Annotated in this window: 19 protein-coding genes; 9 read left to right on the top strand and 10 right to left on the bottom strand. The window is 63.8% G+C overall.

Translation table 11 applies throughout. The features are described from left to right. Nucleotides 1–18: 18 nt before the first annotated feature. Nucleotides 19–996, top strand: coding sequence for a tripartite tricarboxylate transporter substrate binding protein (locus CLU85_RS03165; RefSeq protein ID WP_100409009.1), 978 nt, complete (start codon nt 19–21; stop codon nt 994–996). A gap of 66 nt (nt 997–1062) precedes the next feature. On the opposite strand, the gene CLU85_RS03160 is transcribed toward CLU85_RS03165, so the two are convergent. Further along, nucleotides 1063–1542, bottom strand: a complete 480-nt coding sequence (locus tag CLU85_RS03160; RefSeq protein WP_100412348.1) for a universal stress protein — start codon at nt 1540–1542, stop codon at nt 1063–1065. Nucleotides 1543–1652: 110 nt separating this feature from the next. Between CLU85_RS03160 and tgt the strand changes: the two genes are divergently transcribed. The 4 genes from tgt (at nt 1653) to CLU85_RS03140 (ending at nt 5611) form a co-directional block, all read left to right on the top strand. Then, the gene (gene tgt, locus CLU85_RS03155; RefSeq protein ID WP_100412346.1) at nt 1653–2825 is read left to right on the top strand and encodes a tRNA guanosine(34) transglycosylase Tgt; all 1173 of its coding nucleotides are present in this window, start codon (nt 1653–1655) and stop codon (nt 2823–2825) included. Between the two features lie 84 nt (nt 2826–2909). Continuing rightward, nucleotides 2910–3410, top strand: coding sequence for a hypothetical protein (locus CLU85_RS03150; RefSeq protein WP_232727712.1), 501 nt, complete (start codon nt 2910–2912; stop codon nt 3408–3410). An 87-nt stretch (nt 3411–3497) separates the two neighbouring features. Next, entirely contained in the window at nt 3498–4070 is a 573-nt protein-coding gene (locus CLU85_RS03145) for a PAS and helix-turn-helix domain-containing protein (protein ID WP_100409008.1), read from the top strand. 140 nt (nt 4071–4210) lie between these two features. Then, complete coding sequence (locus tag CLU85_RS03140; RefSeq protein ID WP_100409007.1) at nt 4211–5611, top strand: diguanylate cyclase; 1401 nt, start codon at nt 4211–4213, stop codon at nt 5609–5611. 291 nt (nt 5612–5902) lie between these two features. Here CLU85_RS03140 and CLU85_RS03135 read toward each other — a convergent pair whose 3' ends face one another. The 7 genes from CLU85_RS03135 to CLU85_RS03105 all read right to left on the bottom strand — a co-directional run bounded on the left by CLU85_RS03135 (nt 5903) and on the right by CLU85_RS03105 (nt 12200). Next, nucleotides 5903–6286, bottom strand: a complete 384-nt coding sequence (locus tag CLU85_RS03135) for a DUF3597 domain-containing protein (RefSeq protein ID WP_100409006.1) — start codon at nt 6284–6286, stop codon at nt 5903–5905. Nucleotides 6287–6364: 78 nt separating this feature from the next. Continuing rightward, a complete protein-coding gene (locus CLU85_RS03130; protein WP_100409005.1) occupies nt 6365–7435 on the bottom strand; it encodes a zinc ribbon domain-containing protein in 1071 nt (356 codons plus the stop codon). A 109-nt stretch (nt 7436–7544) separates the two neighbouring features. Beyond that, nucleotides 7545–8315: a DUF2145 domain-containing protein gene (locus CLU85_RS03125; RefSeq protein ID WP_369858146.1), complete on the bottom strand. Its 771-nt coding sequence runs from the start codon at nt 8313–8315 to the stop codon at nt 7545–7547. 251 nt (nt 8316–8566) lie between these two features. Beyond that, nucleotides 8567–9046, bottom strand: coding sequence for a hypothetical protein (locus CLU85_RS03120; RefSeq protein ID WP_369858145.1), 480 nt, complete (start codon nt 9044–9046; stop codon nt 8567–8569). 127 nt (nt 9047–9173) lie between these two features. Then, a complete protein-coding gene (locus tag CLU85_RS03115) occupies nt 9174–9662 on the bottom strand; it encodes a YiaA/YiaB family inner membrane protein (RefSeq protein WP_100412345.1) in 489 nt (162 codons plus the stop codon). Nucleotides 9663–9841: 179 nt separating this feature from the next. Then, complete coding sequence (locus CLU85_RS03110) at nt 9842–11572, bottom strand: patatin-like phospholipase family protein (RefSeq protein WP_157803911.1); 1731 nt, start codon at nt 11570–11572, stop codon at nt 9842–9844. A 40-nt stretch (nt 11573–11612) separates the two neighbouring features. Next, the gene (locus tag CLU85_RS03105) at nt 11613–12200 is read right to left on the bottom strand and encodes a hypothetical protein (protein ID WP_198509129.1); all 588 of its coding nucleotides are present in this window, start codon (nt 12198–12200) and stop codon (nt 11613–11615) included. A gap of 398 nt (nt 12201–12598) precedes the next feature. Between CLU85_RS03105 and CLU85_RS03100 the strand changes: the two genes are divergently transcribed. Continuing rightward, entirely contained in the window at nt 12599–13783 is a 1185-nt protein-coding gene (locus CLU85_RS03100) for a trans-acting enoyl reductase family protein (protein WP_100409000.1), read from the top strand. Between the two features lie 96 nt (nt 13784–13879). Next, nucleotides 13880–14794, top strand: a complete 915-nt coding sequence (locus CLU85_RS03095) for an EamA family transporter (RefSeq protein WP_100412344.1) — start codon at nt 13880–13882, stop codon at nt 14792–14794. 15 nt (nt 14795–14809) lie between these two features. Here CLU85_RS03095 and CLU85_RS03090 read toward each other — a convergent pair whose 3' ends face one another. Next, a complete protein-coding gene (locus CLU85_RS03090) occupies nt 14810–15325 on the bottom strand; it encodes an Lrp/AsnC family transcriptional regulator (RefSeq protein ID WP_100408999.1) in 516 nt (171 codons plus the stop codon). 161 nt (nt 15326–15486) lie between these two features. Here CLU85_RS03090 and CLU85_RS03085 point away from each other — a divergent pair, with 161 nt between their 5' ends. Both CLU85_RS03085 and CLU85_RS03080 read left to right on the top strand, forming a co-directional pair. After that, entirely contained in the window at nt 15487–16503 is a 1017-nt protein-coding gene (locus CLU85_RS03085; protein WP_100408998.1) for a 1-aminocyclopropane-1-carboxylate deaminase, read from the top strand. Nucleotides 16504–16775: 272 nt separating this feature from the next. Further along, a complete protein-coding gene (locus CLU85_RS03080; protein WP_100408997.1) occupies nt 16776–17774 on the top strand; it encodes a tripartite tricarboxylate transporter substrate binding protein in 999 nt (332 codons plus the stop codon). 49 nt (nt 17775–17823) lie between these two features. Here the strand turns inward: CLU85_RS03080 and CLU85_RS03075 are convergent, their stop codons facing one another. Next, nucleotides 17824–19755: an MFS transporter gene (locus CLU85_RS03075; protein ID WP_100408996.1), complete on the bottom strand. Its 1932-nt coding sequence runs from the start codon at nt 19753–19755 to the stop codon at nt 17824–17826. Between the last annotated feature and the right edge of the window lie 10 nt (nt 19756–19765).

The following is a 19765-nucleotide window of genomic DNA, read 5'->3' as shown; positions in this document are numbered from 1 at the left end:
TCTATTTCAGGAGACACCATGCTGAATCGACGTTATGCCACGGGACTTCTTGCGGCGCTCGCTGTGCTTGCTGCCCCCACTGTGGCGTTCGCCCAAAGTTACCCCGCCAAGCCCATTCGGTGGGTCGTCCCCTATCCCGCAGGGGGCGGTTCGGATTTCCTGGCGCGCACCATCGGTCAGCAGTTGTCCACCCAGATCGGCCACCCGGTGACCGTGGACAACAAGCCTGGCGCCAACACCGCGATTGCAGCGTCTGAAGTGGCTCGGTCTGCACCCGATGGCTACACCGTTCTCTCGGCCGACAACGGCACCATGGTGTTCAACTCGGCGCTGTACAGCAAGCTCTCGTACAACCCCGACAAGGACCTGGTACCCGTCACGCTCATGGGGCGTTTCCCCATGATCCTGGTGGTGGGCCCCAACTCGGACATCCGCGACGCCAAGGACTTCGTGGCCAAGGCCAAGGCATCACCGGGCAAGCTCAGCTATGGGTCAGCCGGTGCGGGCAGCCCGCATCACCTGGCGATGGAACTGCTCAAGGTCAACAGCGGCGTGCACCTGGTGCACATTCCCTATCGCGGTGCCGCGCCCGCGCTGACCGATCTGGCTGGCGGCCAGGTGAACGCCATGATGGTGGACCTGGCGGCCGGCGCTGGCTTCATCAAGGGCGGCAAGGTGCGCCCCCTGGCCGTGGCCCACCCCACCCGCTTGCCCCAGCTGCCCGACGTGCCTACTTTTGCAGAACTGGGTTTCAAGGGGGTCGAAGCCTCCGCCCAAGTGGGCGTGGTGGCCCCCGCAGGTACGCCCCCCGAGGTGGTAGCAGCGCTGCAAAAGCAGGTGGCGGCGGCGATCAGCCAACCCGCCATCCGTCAAAAGCTGGTGGACTTTGGCATCGAGCCCGTGGCCAGCACCCCGCAGCAGTACAGCGACCTGATCCGTACCGAGGTGCAGCGCTGGCACAAACTGATCCGCGAGCAAAAAATCTCGCTGGACTGACCCACCACACCCCACCCTGCCCAGCCACCCCATTCGGGGTGGCTTTTTTGTCTGTGGGTACCGGATTCAGTCCGGCACATCCTCCGCCATATCGCCGTCGCTGGCATCACGTGGATCGGCGTGCTTGACGATGGTCACAGGCACCGGGCTGGCATGCGCTACCTCCTGGGACACAGACCCCAGTAGCGCACTGCTGATGGCCCCTTGGCCCTTGGCGCCAATGACGATCATGTCGCTGCCCGAGCGTTCGATCATGTCCACCAGCGTGTGCGCCACATCGCCCACACCCACGTCGGTTTCGTAAGCCACACCGGCTGCATCGAGCAGCGCACGCGCAGATGCCATGAGGTGATCGCCCGCCTCCAGACTGGCGGCGGCGATGAGGTCCGGGTCGCGTGTCGTTACCAGTTCATAGAGTGTGGCGGGCTCCTGCACGTTGGCCAGAACGATCGACGCCTTGAGCCCCTGGCGCACCAGCGCCAACGCGTGGTGAACGCCATCCAGAGAGAGTTCGGAGCCATCCACGGCGATGAGGATCTTGAGCATGTTGTTCTCCTTGCGATACGGTGAGTCCAGTGTAGCGACGGCATGTGCCAGCGCCAGCACATTCCCTTGAGCCAGGTCAGGGCAGCCCGTCTGGGACAATGCGCCCCATCATGCTGCAGTTTGACCTTCTCAAAACCGACCCCACCAGCCACGCACGCCGTGGCACGCTCACGCTCAACCATGGCGTGGTGCAAACCCCCATCTTCATGCCCGTGGGCACCTATGGCACCGTCAAAGGTGTGATGCCGCGCAGCCTGCACGACATGGGCGCGCAGATCATCCTGGGCAACACCTTCCACCTGTGGATGCGCCCGGGCCTCGACGTGATGCAGAGCTTTGGCGGACTGCACGGCTTTGAAAAGTGGGACAAGCCCATCCTGACCGACTCCGGTGGTTTTCAGGTCTGGAGCCTGGGCGCCATGCGCAAGATCACCGAAGAGGGCGTGACCTTTGCCAGCCCCGTCAACGGCGACAAGCTCTTCATGTCGCCCGAGGTGAGCATGCAGATCCAGACCACGCTCAACTCCGACATCGTGATGCAACTCGACGAGTGCACGCCGTATGAAACCAAGGGCCACCTGACCACCGAGGCCGAGGCACGCAAGTCCATGGAGATGAGCCGCCGCTGGGCCCAGCGCAGCAAGGACGAGTTTGCGCGCCTGGAGAACCCCAACGCGCTGTTCGGCATCGTGCAGGGCGGCATGTTCAAGAACCTGCGCCAGGAATCCCTCGAAGCCCTGGTGGAGATGGACTTCCCTGGCTACGCCGTGGGTGGTGTCAGCGTGGGCGAACCCAAGGACGAGATGCTGGACATCATGGCCCACACGCCCCACCGCCTACCTGCGCACAAGCCGCGCTACCTGATGGGCGTGGGCACGCCCGAAGACCTGGTGCAGGGCGTGGCCGACGGCGTGGACATGTTTGACTGCGTGATGCCCACGCGCAACGCGCGCAACGGCACCTTGTTCACACGCTTTGGCGACCTGAAGATCCGCAATGCCCGCCACAAGGCCGACCACCAGCCGCTCGATACCAGTTGCACCTGCTACGCGTGCGCGGGGAACTCGGGCGTGTCGTGGGACGCCGGCGGGCGCGAGGGTTTCAGCCGCGCCTACCTGCACCACCTCGACCGCTGCGGTGAAATGCTGGGCCCCATGCTCACCACCGTGCACAACCTGCACTACTACCTGAACCTGATGCGCGAGGTGCGCGAATCACTGGACGCCGGGCAGTTTGCCCAGTTCCGCGCACGCTTCAAGGCCGAGCGGGCGCGAGGCGTGTGAGCTTGCCCGGGCAACGCCTCACTATTAAATAGATAGCTGTCAGCGCTTAATCCACAAGCAGAAGAGGCCAATATCACCCAAAAAATGCTGCAACAACTGCTGCGCTGGCCCGTCCGGGTGCTGACCGGCCTGGGCAGCGGCTTGCTGGCGCTGCTCATCCTGTTCGAGGAATGGGGGTGGGAGCCGTTGCAGCGCTTGCTGGCACGCATCGGCCGCTGGCCTGGTCTGCGCTGGATCGAAGGCTGGGTGCACTCCTTGCCGCCCTGGGCCGCCGTGGCCGTGTTTGCACTGCCCACAGCCCTGCTCTTGCCCATCAAGCTGCTGGCACTGTGGACCATGGGGCGCGGGCATGTGGTGCTGGGCATGCTGGTGATCGTGCTGGCCAAGGTGGTGGGCACGGCCGTGGTGGCGCGGCTGTTCACGCTCACGCAGCCCGCGCTCATGCAGCTGCGCTGGTTTGCCTGGACCCATGCGCACTGGATCCGCATCAAACATGCCGTGCTGGAGCGCGCCCGCGCCTCATGGGCCTGGCGCGTGGCGCGCGTGATAAAGCGCCAATGGAAGCAGCGCTGGCGCAGGCGATAAGGCCGTTCACCCCCCAGCGTTCACGCGCCTGTCCCGGCGCGTCGTCAGGCACCGGTTGCCTACAGAGACTGCTGCAAAATCAGCCCCATGCCTGCAGCCCCGTCCACCCCTCTTCATGAAGCGCTGGAACTGGCCTTCAACCTTGCCCCCGTGGGCATGTGTGTCACGCGCGAGCGCTGCATCGAAATCTGCAATGACGCCTTCGCCCGCATGTTCGGCTACGAACAGGCAGAACTCATCGGCCAACCCCTGGCGCCCCTGTATCCCTCGCTGGATGAGTTCACACACACCGGCAACCTGGGGCTGCCCGCGATGATGGAATCGGGCAGCTACAGCGACGAGCGCATCATGCGGCGCCGGGACGGCTCACTGTTCTGGTGCCATGTGGTGGGCCGTGCACTCGACCGTGCCGACCCGTTTGCACGGGCCGTCTGGATGTTTGAAGACATTTCGCACCGCCGGGTGGTCAGCACGCCCCTCACGGTGCGCGAGCGCGAAATAGCGCAGCACATCGTGACCGGCGCCACCAGCAAGCAGATCGCACGGCACCTCGACATCAGCCACCGCACCGTGGAAGCGCACCGGGGGCGGCTCATGCGCAAGCTGGGCGCCACCAGCACGGGCGAATTGGTGGCACTGCTGCTGGGCGGTACCCACTGACGCTGGCGTTTCACCAGGCCCGCCCCACACCAACGCCCCTGCGTGGGCCTTTTCCACACGCCCCCCAAGCCCGAAGCCCGCCAAAGCGGCGCGGCAGGCTTGGCCCGGAGACAATCGGGGCAACGCCATCCCAGCAGCCCATGTACCGCCCTTTCGCGCTTGTGCGACCATTTTCTCCCCCAGGAGCCTGGCTGGGGCTGACGCTGCTGATCTTCGCCGCGTGCCTGGTGGGCATCTTCGCGCGGCCCATCGGATTTTTATCGGCGTTCTGGCCAGCCAATGCCCTGCTGCTGGGGCTGCTGGTGCGCTACCCCCACCTGGCGCGCCCGCCCGCCTGGGCGGCGGCGGCCATCGGCTATGTGGCAGCCGACATGGTCACGGGCAGCTCATGGAGCCTGGCCCTGTGGCTCAACGCAGCCAACCTGCTCGGCGCCACCGCCGGGTGGCTGGTGCTGCGGCGGCTGGATGAACGCACCCTGCGCCTGCAGCGCACCGCGTCTGCGCTGTTCCTGCTGCTGGCCGCCCTGGTCGCCAGCACGGTGGGGGCCCTGGCGGGTTGCGGTGCTGGGCCGATGTACTTTGACACCCCATGGACCGACCTCCTGTCCCTGTGGTTCAGCACCGAGCTGATGAACTACCTGCTGATCGTGCCCGTGGTACTGGCGGCGCCCCATGCCAATGACCCGCCATCGGCCACGCCCAACGTGTCGCTGTTCTGGCGGGCTGCGCCGGTCAGTTCGCTGCTGCTGGCCGAGGGCATCCGCACCGTGGTGGGCGGGCCGGGTGTGCTGGCATTTGTGGTGCCGGGCCTGCTGTGGTGCGCGCTGAGCTACAGCCTGTTTACGACCAGCCTACTGTCGCTGGTGGTGTGCCTGTGGACCATGGCCGGTGTGGCGACCGGAGTGCTCAACTTCACACCGGCCCATGCCAGCGACGTGCTGTCGCTGCGCGTAGGCGTCACGCTGCTGGCATTGGGGCCGCTGGCCGTGGCTTGTGCCAGCGCGGCGCGTGTAGAAGCTTTGCGCCGCCTGGACCAAGCCATGCGCCACGATGAGCTGACCGGCGTGTTTGCGCGCCGTGTGTTTCTGCAGCGCGGTGAAAAACTGCTCGACCAATACCAGCGCGAGACCCTGGGCGTGGCCGTGCTTGTGCTGGACGTAGACCATTTCAAGCAGGTCAATGACCAGCATGGCCATGCCTTCGGGGATCGGTTGCTGGTAGGTATTGCCCAGGCCCTGGGCGCCACGCTGCGCCCGCAAGACCTGCTGGGCCGCTTGGGTGGCGAGGAGTTTGCGGCCGTTTTGCCAGCGGTGTCGCGTGCACAAGCCTTGGCCATGGCAAAGCGCCTGTGCGAAACGGTTGAGCAGCAGGCGTTTGCAACGCCTGCCGAAGGCACGCCACTGCACGCCACTCTCAGCATTGGCGTGGCGCACAGCGCCACCATGAGCGGCCAGGCGGACATGGACCTGATGCTGCTGACCGCCAACGCGGCGCTGTACCGGGCAAAGGCCGAGGGGCGCAGCCGTGTCGCTGCGGCATAGCGGATAAAGCCACAAAGCTACAGCCACAAAGCCACTGGCGACGCCAAGACAATGCCCACCCGATGCAGGTGACCCCTTGGAGGGCGCGCCGGGGGCTCTTCCCCTGCCTTCCAGAGCCCCGATCAGATCGACGCCTTGCGTTTGCCTGTGGCCGGGTGGAGACGCAGACCGCTTCTGGTGCACAACGCACGCCGCCGCCTAAAAACGAAACATGCTGGCGCCGGTGAAACAAAAAAACCTGCCGCACACGGTACGGCAGGTTTTGCGTGGACGAGCGCCCCGCGGCGCCGGTCAGTCGCGCAACTCGGGAGGCAATGAGCCCCCGTTGGCTGCGATGCTTCGCATGACCTGCTTGTGCAACCAGATGTTCCAGGCGGCCGATCCTGGTTCGTCGCTGCCACTGTAGAAAAGCTCACCCGCCAGCTCCTTGCGCGCGGCCAAGCTGCTGTCCAGACCCAGCAGCTTGAGCAAATCGACGATAGAGGTTCGCCAGTTCAGCGCGCTGGCACCCGGCATGGCATCCAGGATGGGTGCCACATCACCCAGAGGGATGGAGGGTGGAGCCGCAGGCGCCGCCGGAGCACTCGCAGACGCCTCTGCAGATGGCACCGGCACCACTTCAGCTGCATTGGCAGACGGGAAAATTTTCGAAAAAATCTTAGAAAAAAAGCCCATAAACACTCCCGGAAATGACGTTGAACACAGCTGGAACAGCAGCACCCGGGAAAAGCCCGAACGCCGCCTGACGTTGTATCACGCCGATGTGGCAGCTGGGGTGGACGCAGGCTTGGCATGGGCCCCCGTGCCGCAGGAATGACAGAACTTGGCAAACGCACTCTTGCGCGTCGTGCAGGCACCGCAGTGGTCAAACAAGCCGATGCCGCAATGCGGACAGAAATCGATCTTCTCGTTCTTCAAATCTACTGGGCGCTCGCAGCCAGGGCACACACTTTTGGCGAGCCTGGCCAACGCCACGTCATAGCTCAACTCATTGCGCCGCTCCTGGTCGGGCAATGACTCGGCCTGCTTCTGGCGCTCCAGATAGCGGTTGAGCGCCTGGATGGCATAGCGTCCCACCACGGCCGTAACGCCAATGCCCACCACGTAACGCACATAACCGCCATAGCTGGGCAGGTAAGGCACCAGCTCGACGAAGAAGGCAAACAGTGCGAAGAAGATGAAGCCCCACACGAAGGGCCAGTAAGTCCCCTTGCGCTTCTTGACGAACAGCCAGCCGGCGATAGCGAGCAATGGCAGCGTGAGGGCCAGGCGGTAAAGGAACACGCGCAGCTCAACCTTGCGGCGCTCGGCGGCCAGCCTTTCATAGCCGTCGGCCTCCAATTTGCTCAGGCGCTCCTGCGCTGCCGCTGCACCCTGGCGCGCGTCCAGCGCGGCCTGTTGTTGCTGCTCCACGGCCTGCTGTGTCTTGCGCTCCACCAGCTTGAGGGCATCCAACGCCTGGGTACGGGCAATGACCTCCGGGTCCTGGTCGGCGCGTTGCGTCACACTGCGCGTAGCCAGCCAATTGTTGAAGGTCTCGCGCTCCGCCTGGCTCTCGCTGCGGGCCTTGCTGCGCTGCAGCTGGGCCTGCTCCAGGGCCGTCTGCGCGTCCTGCTCGGCCTGGCGGGCATCGCGCACCTGACCACGCAGCGCCTGGGCCATCGGCTTGTCCAGAAAGTCATCCACACGCAACGGAGTCTCGACCTTGGGCAGATCGCCCACGATGGTGCCACCCAGCCCAATCAGGAATCCGGCAAACACCAGCGCCACCAGCCACAGGCCACGGCGGAACCACTTTTCGGACAGTCGCAACGATTTACTCATGGTCTTCTCCTCGAGGGCACACCGCACCGCAGTTGGCATGCCCTGTTTGCACACTCTGTTTTTTATAGCACTCAGCGCATATCAATAGTGCGCTGGCTGGCATTTTTACTCAATTTTTTAGCGTCAACACCGCCGGTGCACCCGCCAGTTGCGCCCTCTGCATCCAGGCCAAAACAGAATCGACGGTGACGGTCTCGATACGGTCTGAAAACCGCTTGTCGCCCGGATGGTCGTCAAACGCAATGTTGGCCGAACCCACACGCCCGCCCATGCGGGTCAGTGGGCCGATCTTGAGCGTGGTGGGCTCGTAGCCCTTGAACTGCAACCAGGCATGGGCCTGTTCACGCGTGCGCACGGTGGTGGGCTCCATCGACAGTGCCAGCGTCTCCAGCGCCCACTGGTTGGACTGCTGGTACTTGCGGCCCCACACGTAGCTGACCATGCTGTAGGGCGGGTGCTGCAGCGCTTTGATACGGCCCTTGTCCTGCAGCACGGCGATCAGGCGCTGTTGCACCTCGGGCGTGGGCACAGCATAGACGGCTTCGTAGCGCCACAGGTCGTCCAGAAAAAACTCGCCCAGCCCCTGCCGGTATAGGTACCCCACGGCCGTCCCACATTCGTTGAGCTTGTGCGCCACGCGCCACGGCCCCTCGGAGGTCTTGTAGGCCCAGCCGAAGTGCGAGTAGCGCAGGCTGTATTTGCTCAGGTCTTGCCCCGCGCGGGCCAGAGCCACCACCTGCGCACCTGATCGTGCGTGTTCGGCATCCAGCGCGGCCGAGGTCTGCTCGGCCAGCTTCATGCCGCGTTCGATCACCTGCGGGGGCACGGGTTTGCGCGACTCGCAGGAGCGGCCAGCATGGGCAGGAACCGTTCCCGCCATCGCTACAACAGCTGCCAGTACCGCGAGCCCATGGCACATGAAACTCGCGTGACCACGGCGAAGGATGCAAGCCACGTTCCGCCCCGCAGTGAGGGCATCGCCCCCCTTCCCGCAGCGCGCAGCGCGCAGAGAGAAGGGGCTGAGGGCCGCGACTCCAAGCCTGACTGCGCAGGCTTGGACGGCCTGAAGAGCTGCCGCCTGCAGCGGCAAGCACCGCGCGATATAGCGGCTCAGAGGGGCGTACTGCATATTCACAGGCGCTCGTTGTGCAGCAAGGCACGGCCGATGGCATTGGGCACAAAGGCGATGGCCTCACCCGCAGCCGACAAGACCACGCCCGTGCTGATCACGCTGCAAGTCACCAACGTACCCACGGCGTAGACAGAGCCCGCCACACCGCGCCCCACCACCTCTACGCTGACCTGCGCGCCGTCAGAGGCGCGCTCCAGCAGGTACACCGTACCCACGGCCGAGGCCTCCACCGCCTTCACGGACAGCACCGCGCCACCCACCGACAACGCGGCCGGCACCGCCACCACCGCGCCCGCAGCGGCCGATGCCACAGACGCCGTGCCCACCACCGAGGCCACCGGCAACAGCGACAGCGCGGCGGAAGCCTCGCTCTGGGCGCGGGCGGGCGCTGCCACCAGAGCGGCACACACCACACCAGCCGCCAGCAAAGCGCGAGACAGGCGGGCACGGCCCCACGAAGAAAACGCAGCATTCATCATCATTCACTCCTCAAGGTGCAACCCCACCGTGCACCAGGGCGCCGGGACAGGCCGGGTCGAAAGACCAGAAAGAAAAATCGCTGACACGAGCGGCGGGTTGCCGCCTGCGCACAACAGAGACGATCAGTTAGTTCGCGCTGTTGCCGTTGGCGGCCGCCTGGGCGGCTTCGCGGCGGCCTTGCAGACGGGCGTCCATCAGATCGGCCTCATGGCGGTCGCGCAGCATCTTGGCCAGCGTGAAGGCGGTGGTGATCAGGTACAGCCAGCTCACGCCCAGGAAAGCCTTGTAAGTCACATTGATGCCCATGCTCATCAGGCCCCAGCCTGTCAGGCCCATCGCCACGGCAAAACCACCCCACACCACCAGCTTCCACATGGGGGTGTCACCACCGCCCCGGCGCGCAGCGCTTTCGTTGTCCCGCACAAACTTGGCCAGCACGAAGGCGGCCGAGAGGCAGAACACATAGCCCATCACCATGAAGGCCTGCTCCAGTTGCTCACCAGGCAGCCATGCCAGGCCGACGGCACACAGAAAAACCGCGATACCAAACGAGACCCACACCTGCAGTTGCCAGGCCTTGGTGTCGCGTTGAACGGTGAAAGGAGAAGCTTGCATGGTGGTCACACCCGAAGGCGTTGTTAAACATGGCGCTGATGATGCAGGCTGACGCGCCCAAAGCTCCAAAATACCGTCCAAGTACTCAATTTTCTCCTGTGAAGTATCAAATAAAGATACTTCACAGGGGTCACTGCCCGCAAAAATTCATCGACCGATGTCCGGTGCAGGTTCGGCGGTCAACGCAGCAACAAGGGTTCTGGCAGCACGACCGGCAAACGCCCGCTTCCTCCACCAGACGCGCACTTCACAAAGCGGTCCGTATTCTGTTCGGACTCGGTCAAATTCAAAGGCTGACGTATGGGACTGACTGCCAATTCGGGACGGAACAGAGGCTCAGATTCCAACCGGCACTGGTCTGCGCTGACCAAGCTCCGCTGCCCGAACCATCGGCACACCTCGGTAAGCGACATCTTGTCTTGGCGCACTGCGATGTGCGCTGCGTCATAAAGAAAATCCTGCAGTTGGGCCTGACTGCAATTTGGCACACCGCTCAAACGATAGCTGGTGGCAACCTGGCTGATCAAACGCCCCAAGCGAGCGCGGTAGGCGAACACCGCTTTATCCGACTCCACAGTCAGATCGAGTGGCTTTTCCTGGCCTGCCAAGACTCGCCAAGGCACGATGGCCTGGACATCATCGAGTGCGATGTGCCAAGCCTGACACTCGAACTGGCGCCGCTCGGGCACCTTCTCGGAGGACGGATCAAGGGAGTTGGCTAGCGTGAAATACCGCGACTCAGTGAACGCCTGGCCTTCAAGGTAGTAGTACTCGATGGAAAACTGGCTGATCCGGCGATAAGGCCGAATCTTGTACTCCCACAGTCCAGGTGCCAGTTCAACGTTGAACTGCCCTTGCGGCGCATCCCGCCGAATGCCCATCTGCGACAGGGTTTGATCCCGACGGTTGGACAACATCGCGTCGATGGCGTCCAGGAAATTCAGATCAATCAACACCGAGCCGAAATTCCGTCTGTCTGACTGCCGCATCTCGGTCACACCCGCATTGGGAACATGCGAATCCACCACCATGATCATGCAGCCCTGTGACGGTTGCCCCGCATTCAATCGATTGACGTGATGCTCTCGGGCCAAACGGATCAGGGTTTCAACGCCGAGGTTATCGCTCGGTCCACCATCGATCAGGTGCAAATAGCGAATGTCATCGGGACTGTCTATGTCCTCGCGGCGTTTTGTCGGATCCAGGCTGTAGCGGCGCAGGGTTACCGAATTGAACACACCAGGAAATGCGCCCGAGGACGCCATGGCCCAGGCGATGGGAAACTTGCTGAGATCGGACCCTGTGGAGCGGAGAAACTGCCGATCACTGAAGACAAAGCGCACGCCTCCATTGGTGGTGTCTGTGGCATTAAAATAGACCGCTGGCCGGCGCGCTCCCCGCAGGCCCAGATCAGCAAAGGTCACGCGCTTGCCATCGAAGAGTTTTTCCTCGAACAACTCGGCCAGATGGTCGCTGCGATCCAGGTCGGAAAAAGTGGTGGCCAATAGATTCAGGGGGTTGAGCAACTTGCCGATGAGAGGCATCGCAAAATCGGTGGCCGCCATCTGTCGACCTTGCTCAGCCCACTGCCGACGCTCGCCATGGATAGAAAAGTACGCGGCGGGAATCGACCCACCACTGACAGCAGAAATCGCATCCACCTGCTCCAGGATGCCTAGCTTGTCCAATTCCTCCAGAGCTGCCATGCCAAAGTTGGCAGATCGACTGCCGCCGCCACTCAAGGCCAGCCCAACGAACTGCGATCGGTCGGCAACCCATTCCGTCGCCGCGCGCGGGACGGGTACCTGGGGACGCACAAACGAGCGTCCCAGGTCCGGCTCATTGCGATAGCTCAGTCCAGGACGACTTCCCACCACCGTACAACCAGCAAGGCACGCGACGGCAAGCAAGACGCACCAGACAGCGAGACGTCCCTGAGTCTCCGCGCGCTCAATCATGGAAGAACGTCAGCATCACCGCATTGGTACTGAGGTTGGTCACCACCACGCGCACATCAGGAGCTTCGCCGGATATCCATTCGCACAGCAGCTCGCCTCCTGCTTGAGCGGGCTCACACAGCGGTTCGTTCCTGGGACCCTTGACTGAGAAAGCGATGTCCTGCATCCGATCGCTGGCAATGCCGAAAAAAGCCTTCTGTCCGGGTTTGTACGACAGCAGGATGGGCTTGATATCGCGTGCACCCATCAAAATGGGTTGCACTTGCGGCCCGATCAGCGTCCCACGGCGACGCAGCACCGCAGAGGCCTCGTCGATCAAGGCCAGGAGCGACGGTTGGCTCTTCGCCAACGACCTTGCCGCGGCCAAAAGACTGGCGACATCCATCTGGTCTACCACCCCCTTGCGGTCTCCGTCCACGCGCGCTTGCGATGGCTGCAAGCCAGAGGCACGCTGCAGTTTCACAGCTGCAAGCAAGGCCTGGGGATCATTCTGCGCAAGGCCATAGCTGCCCAACTCCTGCCCCAAACGCCATTGCTGCAACATCAACGGCGTCACAGGCGACACGGTCTGCGCGGCCACCGGTTGCAGCAAGCTGCTGGCCGCAATCACCAGCAAGGCGCTGGTGAGCATACGTTTCGGATGCAGGATCATGCAAAGCTTTCTCATTAAGCGACCTATCAAGGTGAGCCAGTCTATTCAATTTACTGCAGCACAAGGGGCGCCAGAGTTGCAGGGCACTGCTCGCGTTGTTGATGGTAGTTTGCCTCGCTTGGGCAGGAGGGATGCACGTAAATGATCACGCGCGGAGCCCCATGCACCACGGCAAAACCCAAGAGACCTGTCAAAAAGGCTTTTCGGTATCGAATTGCGGTACTTTGAGCCATGCCTCTGCCACTCCAGATGCACATGCGCGACACCGCTCCCTGCGACCCGCCATCACAATGCGTGCCCAACACCCTCCGTATCACCCCACAACCATGCCTCCAAAACCCTTTGACCTCGTCGTCCACGGCGCCACCGGCTTCACGGGCCGCCTGGTGGTCGAATACCTGCTCCAGCGCTACCCCGCCGGTAGCGGCCTGCGCTGGGCCATGGGCGGGCGCAACGCCGACAAGCTGGCCGCCGTGCGGGACGAGGTGGGAGCCCCGGCCGACACCCCGCTGGTCGTGACCGACACCAACAGCCCCGCCAGCCTGCAGGCGCTGATGGACGCCACGCGCCTGGTGCTGACCACCGTAGGCCCCTACCAGTTGTATGGCAACGAACTGGTGGCCGCCTGCGCCAAGTCTGGTGTGGACTATGTCGACCTGTGCGGCGAGCCCGCCTGGATGCGCCAGATGATCGACGCGCACGAAGCTGCGGCCAAGGCCAGCGGCGCGCGCATCGTGTTCTCGTGCGGGTTCGATTCGATCCCGTTCGACCTGGGCGTGTTCCTGCTGCAAAAGGAATTTGCCCAGCGCTTCGGCCACGCAGCCCCCCGCGTGCGCGGCCGGGTGCGCAAGATGAAGGGCACCTTCTCGGGCGGCACCGCCGCCAGCCTGAAGGCCACCATGGCGGCTGCGGCCACCCACCCAGCGGTGCTGGACCTGCTCAAGAACCCGTTCTCGCTCACACCCGGGTTCGAAGGGCCACGCCAGCCCTCGGGCAACAAGCCCATGGTGGACGATGCTCTGGGTGAGGGCGTGTGGGTGGCTCCGTTCGTGATGGCGGCCATCAACACGCGCAATGTGCACCGCTCCAACTTCTTGCTGCAGCACGCCTACGGCACCGATTTTGTCTATGACGAAATGCTGATCACCGGCCCCGGTGAAAAAGGCGAGGCCATTGCCAATGCGGTCGCTGGCGATAAGTCTCTGGGGTCGGACCAAGGCCCCAAGCCGGGCGAAGGCCCTTCGCGCGAAGAACGCGACAACGGGTTTTACGACGTTCTGTTTCTCGGCACCGACGACGCTGGCAATATCCTGCGTGTGGGCGTCAAGGGCGACCGTGACCCAGGTTATGGCTCAACTTCCAAGATGATCACCGAGGCAGCGGTGTGCCTGCTGCGGGATGCCCCCGACACCGCTGGCGGCATCTGGACCACCGCCCCCGCGCTGGGCGACAAGCTGATTGCGCGGCTGCGGGCGAATGCGGGACTGAGCTTTTTGGTGGAGTCGGCATAACACCCCAGGACTGCTCCACGGGCCTGTCGGCTTTTGCTGCAGTCTGGTCCTGAAACGCACGGCTGCAAGGCCATCGGCTCACCGACAATGCCAGGCATGAACACTGCCCTGCGCCCCCGCGACCTGGCCCTGGTCCTGCTCGTCATCGTGGTCTGGGGGCTCAACTTTGCCGTCATCAAGGTGGGCGTGGCCGATGTGCCGCCCATGCTGCTCGGCGCGCTGCGCTACCTGCTGGCGGCCTTCCCAGCCCTGCTGTTCGTCAAGCCGCCCAAAGTGCCGCTCAGGCTGTACCTGCTGTATGGCATGACCATGGCCGTGGGCCAGTTTGCGCTGCTGTTCACCGCCATCCACATCGGCATGCCGTCGGGCCTGGCCTCGCTGGTGCTGCAAGCGCAATCGTTTTTCACGCTGCTGCTGGCGGCCTGGTGGCTGCGTGAAAAATGGCAGGGCAATCAGGTCGCTGGCCTGGCGCTGGCCGGAGGAGGGCTGGTGCTGATTGGCAGCGCGCACGGCGCCTCGATGCCGCTGGCGGGCTTTGCGCTCACCGTGGCGGCTGCGGCCCTGTGGGGCTGCGGCAACATCGTCACGCGCGCCGTAGGACGGTATGGACCGATGAACCAGTTCGCCTTCATCGTCTGGTCCAGCGTGGTGGCACCGCTGCCGTTTGTGGCCCTGGCGCTGGTGATGGACGGCCCCGCCGCCGTGCTGGCAGCCGTACAGCAACTATCGTTCAAATCCATGGCCGCCGTGGCCTATATCGCCTGGATCTCAACGCTGCTGGGATTTGGCCTATGGACGTATCTCATGTCGCGCTACCCCGTGAACCGTGTGGCGCCGTTCACGCTGCTGGTGCCGGTAGTGGGCCTGACCACAGGCTGGTGGGTGTTTGGCGAACAGTTGTTGCCCGTGCACTTTGCAGGTGCAGGGCTGTTGATGGCAGGCCTCGTGGTCAACCTGTTCGGGGGCCCGGCCTGGGCGGCGGTGATGGGTCGGCTGCGCGGGGCTCAGTGAGCGTGTAGTTGGCCACTACACCGCGAGCGGCAACTCAGTGGTCGAGAGCACGTTGCGCAACACCATGAACGAGCGCACCTGACGCACACCCGGCAGATAAAGCAACTGCTCCGCATGCAAGCGGTTGAAGCTCTCGCTGTCGCGCGTGCGCACCAGCATGAAATAGTCAAACTCGCCCGTGACCACATGGCATTCCATGCAGCCCGACACCTTGGCCGCCGCCTTTTCAAACTCGGCAAACGAGTCGGGTGTGGAGCGGTCCAGCACCACGCCGATCATCACCAGCATGCCTGCGCCCACGGCCTGAGGGTTGAGCAGCGCGACCACCCTGTCGATGAGGCCCAGACGCTTGAGCCGCTCCACCCGGCGCAGACAGGCGGGAGCGCTCATGTGCACCTTCTCGGCCAGCGCCACATTCGACAACGAGGCATCTCGCTGCAGCTGGCGCAGGATGGCTTTGTCGGTGCGATCCAGCTCGGCCGAGACATCAGCAGTTAGTACATTCTTGGAACGAACTTTTGTTGCACACATATTGGCATTCGGGAAATATTTAGCATTGATATTCTTATTCACAAAAGAAAAACTCTGAAATTCATCCAATATTCGCAACCACTTGACGCGCGTGTTTTTCTACGATGAAGGCACTGCAAGCCCCTCCCTTGCACCCCTCCTTTGATCGACCGGAAACCGCCATGAACCTGCAGAAATTCCCTCGCCACGCGCTCACCTTTGGCCCCTCGCCCATCACCCCCCTGCCGCGCCTCTCGGCCCACTTGGGCGGCAAGGTGCACCTGTATGCCAAGCGCGAGGACTGCAACTCGGGCCTCGCCTTCGGCGGCAACAAGACCCGCAAACTCGAATACCTCATCCCCGAGGCGATCGCGGGCGGCTACGACACGCTGGTGTCCATCGGCGGCATCCAGTCCAACCAGACGCGCCAGGTGGCCGCCGTGGCTGCACACCTGGGCATGAAGTGCGTGCTGGTGCAGGAGAACTGGGTCAACTACTCCGACGCGGTGTACGACCGCGTGGGCAACATCGAGATGAGCCGCATCATGGGCGCCGATGTGCGCCTGGACGCGGCGGGCTTTGACATCGGAATTCGCCCCAGCTGGGAGCAGGCGATGGACGACGTGAAGAAGGCCGGTGGCAAGCCCTTCCCCATCCCGGCGGGCTGCTCCGAGCACCCCTACGGCGGCCTGGGCTTTGTGGGTTTTGCCGATGAAGTGCGCCAGCAAGAAAAAGAGCTGGGCTTCCAGTTCGACTACATCGTCGTCTGCTCGGTCACGGGCAGCACACAGGCAGGCATGGTCGTGGGCTTCGCTGCGGACGGCCGGGCGCGCAAGGTGATTGGTATCGACGCGTCGGCCAAACCCGAGCAGACGCATGCCCAAATTCTGCGCATCGCCCAGAACACCGCCCAACTCGTGGAACTGGGGCAGGAGATCGCGGCCGAGGACGTCATTTTGGACACCCGCTACGGTGGCCCCGAGTACGGCCTGCCCAACGAGGGCACGCTGGAGGCCATCCGCCTGTGCGCGCGCCAGGAGGGCATGCTGACCGATCCCGTGTACGAAGGCAAATCCATGCACGGAATGATCGACATGGTGCGCAAGGGCGAATTCCCAGAAGGCTCCCGCGTGCTGTACGCGCACCTGGGAGGGGTGCCGGCGCTCAACGCCTACAGCTTTCTTTTTCGCAACGGCTGACGCGCCGCCCGGCGAAACCGAGCAACAACAGCTGTGCCGGCTGGCCGGGCTTTCCCTGATCTGAGAAGGGTGAACATACACCCGCCCTGCCCCACCAGCCCGGTCCAAGCTGTCGGGTCTGGGTTCTCTCTGCCAAGGCTGTGCCTCCCAGCCGTGGCGACTGAGCAAACTTCCGCAGTAGCGACAGGCCAGGCCAGAGCGAGACGAAGACTGGCGCCCCCTGTTCGCCGTTGCCACGCTGGGTGACCAGCCCTTCACCGAAGGATCGCCACATGAAGTGCATACAGCCTACAAGACGCGCAGGTGTCGCCACGCTCCTCGTCGCCATGGCTGGAGGGGGGTTGGGTTGGGGAGCCCTGGCACACGCCGATGGCTATCCCGCCAAACCGATCCAGCTCGTTGTTCCGTTCCCCCCGGGCGGGGCGGTCGACATCGTGGGGCGACTGATCAGCAAGAAGCTGGGCGACCATCTGGGCCAGCCCGTGGTGATCGATAACAAGGCCGGGGCTGGCACCATCGTGGGCGCCTCGTATGTGGCCAACGCACCGGCCGACGGCTACACGCTCTTGATCAGCTCAGGCTCCACCTTCACCGTGAACCCGGCGCTCAACAACAAGCTGCCGTACGACCCGGTCAAGAGCTACGAGCCCGTTGGCATGGTGGCGCGCGTGCCGCTGATCTTGCTAGCCCATCGCGATGTTCCGGTCAGCAATCTGAAGCAGTTGATCACGGCAGTGAGCCGTGCTCCCGACAAATTTTCTTACGGTTCTTTCGGCAGTGGCACGACGGGCCACTTTGCGGCCGAGCTGACCTGGTCTGCCACCGGCATCAAGCTGATGCACGTGCCTTACCGGGGGAGCGCGCCCGCCATGAGCGACCTCATGGGCGGGCAGATCCCCTTCACCATCGACACGGTGGCAGCAGCGCTGCCGCAGCTCAAGGCGGGCAAGATCAAGGCCATTGCAGTCACGGGTGCCACGCGTGCCACACAGTTGCCGGATGTGCCCACGGTGGCCGAGAGCGGCTTTGCAGGTTTTGCCGCCGATTCGTGGCTGGCGGTCGTGGCCCCACGCGGCTTGCCTGCCGATGCCAGGGCCAAGCTGCACAAGGCGCTGGCGGACACCATGGCGGATACCGAGATACGCAGCAAGCTCATCGCCAGCGGCCTGGAACCGGCCTACCAGCCTGCGGGTGCCGTGCTCGCGCAGATCGAAGACGAACTTCCGCGCATGCGGGCCATTGCGCAGCGCGCAAACATCCGGGCAGAGTGAGCGTTGCACACCGCCCCAAGGCGGCTGTAACGCAGGCCACACCGGAACGTCAGGCCAGCAACCGCGCCACCCGCTCGCGCAGCGCCGCTGGCTGCACCTCGCGCGCTGACAGCGGCTGGCCCACATTGAGTCCCACCCGGCTGTAAAACCCTCTGCGGAACGGCCGCACCATGGCGCCTCCCTGCTCGATGCGGCTGAAGTACGAGCCCCACAGGTTGGTCAGCGCCATGGGAATCACAGGCGCCTCGATGCCCTCGTCGCGCGCGCGCTCGATGATCTTCATGATGCCGCCCTTGAACTCCTGCAATTGGCCATCCTTGGTGATGCCGCCTTCGGGGAAGATGGCCAGCAAGTCACCTTCGCGCAGCACCTGCGCGGCGCGATCGAAGGCGGCCTCGTAGGTCTTGGGGTCTTCCTTGTACGGTGCAATGGGAATCGCCTTGGCCAGGCGAAACAACCAGCCCAGCACCGGCACGCGGAAGATGCGGTGGTCCATCACGAAGTAGATGGGGCGCGGGCTGGCGGCCATGAGCAGCACGGCATCCACAAAGCTCACGTGGTTGCATGCCAGGATGGCCGCGCCGGTGGACGGCAGGTTCTCGTCGCCCTGCACCTTGAAGCGGTAGACAAAACGCGAGGAAACCCAAGCCACAAAACGCAGCATGTATTCGGGCACCAGCATGAAGATGTAAAACGCCACCACGGCGTTGGCGATGCCGGTGAACAAGAAGATCTGCGGCACCGTGAACCCCGCGCCCAGCAGTGCGCCCGCCATCAAAGAACTCGCAATCATGAACAGCGCGTTCAGGATGTTGTTGGCCGCGATGATGCGCGCGCGGTGCGTGGGCTGGCTGCGCATCTGGATCAGCGCGTACATGGGCACGCTGTACAGGCCGGCAAACAGGCTGAGCAGCGCCAGGTCCAGCATCACGCGCCAGTGCGCGCCCTGGGCCATGAAGGCGGCCAGCCCCATGATATCTGCCGGCGGCAGGCTGCGCGAGGCAAAGTACAGATCGATGGCAAACACGCTCATGCCAATGGCACCCAGTGGCACCAGACCGATCTCGACATGGCGGCGCGAGAGCACCTCGCACAGCAGCGAGCCGATACCGATGCCGATGGAGAACACCACCAGCAGCAACGAGGCGACCTGCTCGTTGCCGTGCAGCACTTCCTTGGCCAGGCTGGGGAACTGCGACAGGAATACCGCGCCGAAGAACCACATCCAGCTGATACCCAAGAGCGAGCGGAACACCACCACGTTGCCGTGCGCGAGCTTGAGATTGCGCCAGGTTTCCGTGAAGGGGTTCCAGTTGATGGTGAGCCCCGGGTCGGTGGCGGGCACCGAAGGGATGAACTGCGCCACGGCACGCCCGATCAATGCCGCCACCACACAGGCCACCGCCACCGTGGTGTGACCGATGCCAGGCAGTGCCACCAACAGCCCCCCCGCCACGTTGCCCAGCAAAATGGCCACAAAGGTGCCCATCTCGACCATGCCGTTGCCGCCGGTAAGCTCGCGCTCGCTGAGCACCTGGGGCATGTAGGCAAACTTGACGGGGCCAAACAACGTGGAGTGCACGCCCATCAAAAAGGTGCACAGCAGCAGGGTCGGCACATTGCCCGCAATGAACCCGCCCGCCGCCACCAGCATGATGGCGATCTCCAGGTTCTTAACGAAGCGGATCATCTTCGTCTTGTCGTACTTGTCGGTCAGTTGGCCAGACGTGGCCGAGAACAGCAAAAACGGCAGGATGAACAGCGCCCCAATCACCAGCCCCGCCATGGCCGGTGGCAGCCACGACACGCTGAGCTGGTAAGTCACCATCACGGTGAACGCGAACTTGAACAGGTTGTCGTTGGCCGCGCCCGAAAACTGCGTCCAGAAAAACGGCGCAAACCGCCGCTGGCGCAGCAGGGCAAACTGGTTCGGGTCCTCGTGCGTGGGCGCCACGCTGGCAGAGGGGGCTGGGGTGTGCATGCGTTTCTCC

The organism is Acidovorax sp. 69, from assembly GCF_002797445.1.
Taxonomy (GTDB): Bacteria; Pseudomonadota; Gammaproteobacteria; order Burkholderiales; family Burkholderiaceae_C; genus Acidovorax.
This window is presented reverse-complemented; position numbering and strand designations above follow the sequence as displayed.

Excerpts from the sequence above, each read along its gene's own strand:
- CLU85_RS03165 (WP_100409009.1), top strand. The coding sequence starts at position 19 with ATGCTGAATCGACGTTATGCCACGGGACTTCTTGCGGCGCTCGCTGTG.
- CLU85_RS03160 (WP_100412348.1), bottom strand. The coding sequence starts at position 1,542 with ATGCTCAAGATCCTCATCGCCGTGGATGGCTCCGAACTCTCTCTGGAT.
- tgt (WP_100412346.1), top strand. The coding sequence starts at position 1,653 with ATGCTGCAGTTTGACCTTCTCAAAACCGACCCCACCAGCCACGCACGC.
- CLU85_RS03150 (WP_232727712.1), top strand. The coding sequence starts at position 2,910 with ATGCTGCAACAACTGCTGCGCTGGCCCGTCCGGGTGCTGACCGGCCTG.
- CLU85_RS03145 (WP_100409008.1), top strand. The coding sequence starts at position 3,498 with ATGCCTGCAGCCCCGTCCACCCCTCTTCATGAAGCGCTGGAACTGGCC.
- CLU85_RS03140 (WP_100409007.1), top strand. The coding sequence starts at position 4,211 with ATGTACCGCCCTTTCGCGCTTGTGCGACCATTTTCTCCCCCAGGAGCC.
- CLU85_RS03135 (WP_100409006.1), bottom strand. The coding sequence starts at position 6,286 with ATGGGCTTTTTTTCTAAGATTTTTTCGAAAATTTTCCCGTCTGCCAAT.
- CLU85_RS03130 (WP_100409005.1), bottom strand. The coding sequence starts at position 7,435 with ATGAGTAAATCGTTGCGACTGTCCGAAAAGTGGTTCCGCCGTGGCCTG.
- CLU85_RS03125 (WP_369858146.1), bottom strand. The coding sequence starts at position 8,315 with ATGGCGGGAACGGTTCCTGCCCATGCTGGCCGCTCCTGCGAGTCGCGC.
- CLU85_RS03120 (WP_369858145.1), bottom strand. The coding sequence starts at position 9,046 with ATGATGAATGCTGCGTTTTCTTCGTGGGGCCGTGCCCGCCTGTCTCGC.
- CLU85_RS03115 (WP_100412345.1), bottom strand. The coding sequence starts at position 9,662 with ATGCAAGCTTCTCCTTTCACCGTTCAACGCGACACCAAGGCCTGGCAA.
- CLU85_RS03100 (WP_100409000.1), top strand. The coding sequence starts at position 12,599 with ATGCCTCCAAAACCCTTTGACCTCGTCGTCCACGGCGCCACCGGCTTC.
- CLU85_RS03095 (WP_100412344.1), top strand. The coding sequence starts at position 13,880 with ATGAACACTGCCCTGCGCCCCCGCGACCTGGCCCTGGTCCTGCTCGTC.
- CLU85_RS03090 (WP_100408999.1), bottom strand. The coding sequence starts at position 15,325 with ATGTGTGCAACAAAAGTTCGTTCCAAGAATGTACTAACTGCTGATGTC.
- CLU85_RS03085 (WP_100408998.1), top strand. The coding sequence starts at position 15,487 with ATGAACCTGCAGAAATTCCCTCGCCACGCGCTCACCTTTGGCCCCTCG.
- CLU85_RS03080 (WP_100408997.1), top strand. The coding sequence starts at position 16,776 with ATGAAGTGCATACAGCCTACAAGACGCGCAGGTGTCGCCACGCTCCTC.
- CLU85_RS03075 (WP_100408996.1), bottom strand. The coding sequence starts at position 19,755 with ATGCACACCCCAGCCCCCTCTGCCAGCGTGGCGCCCACGCACGAGGAC.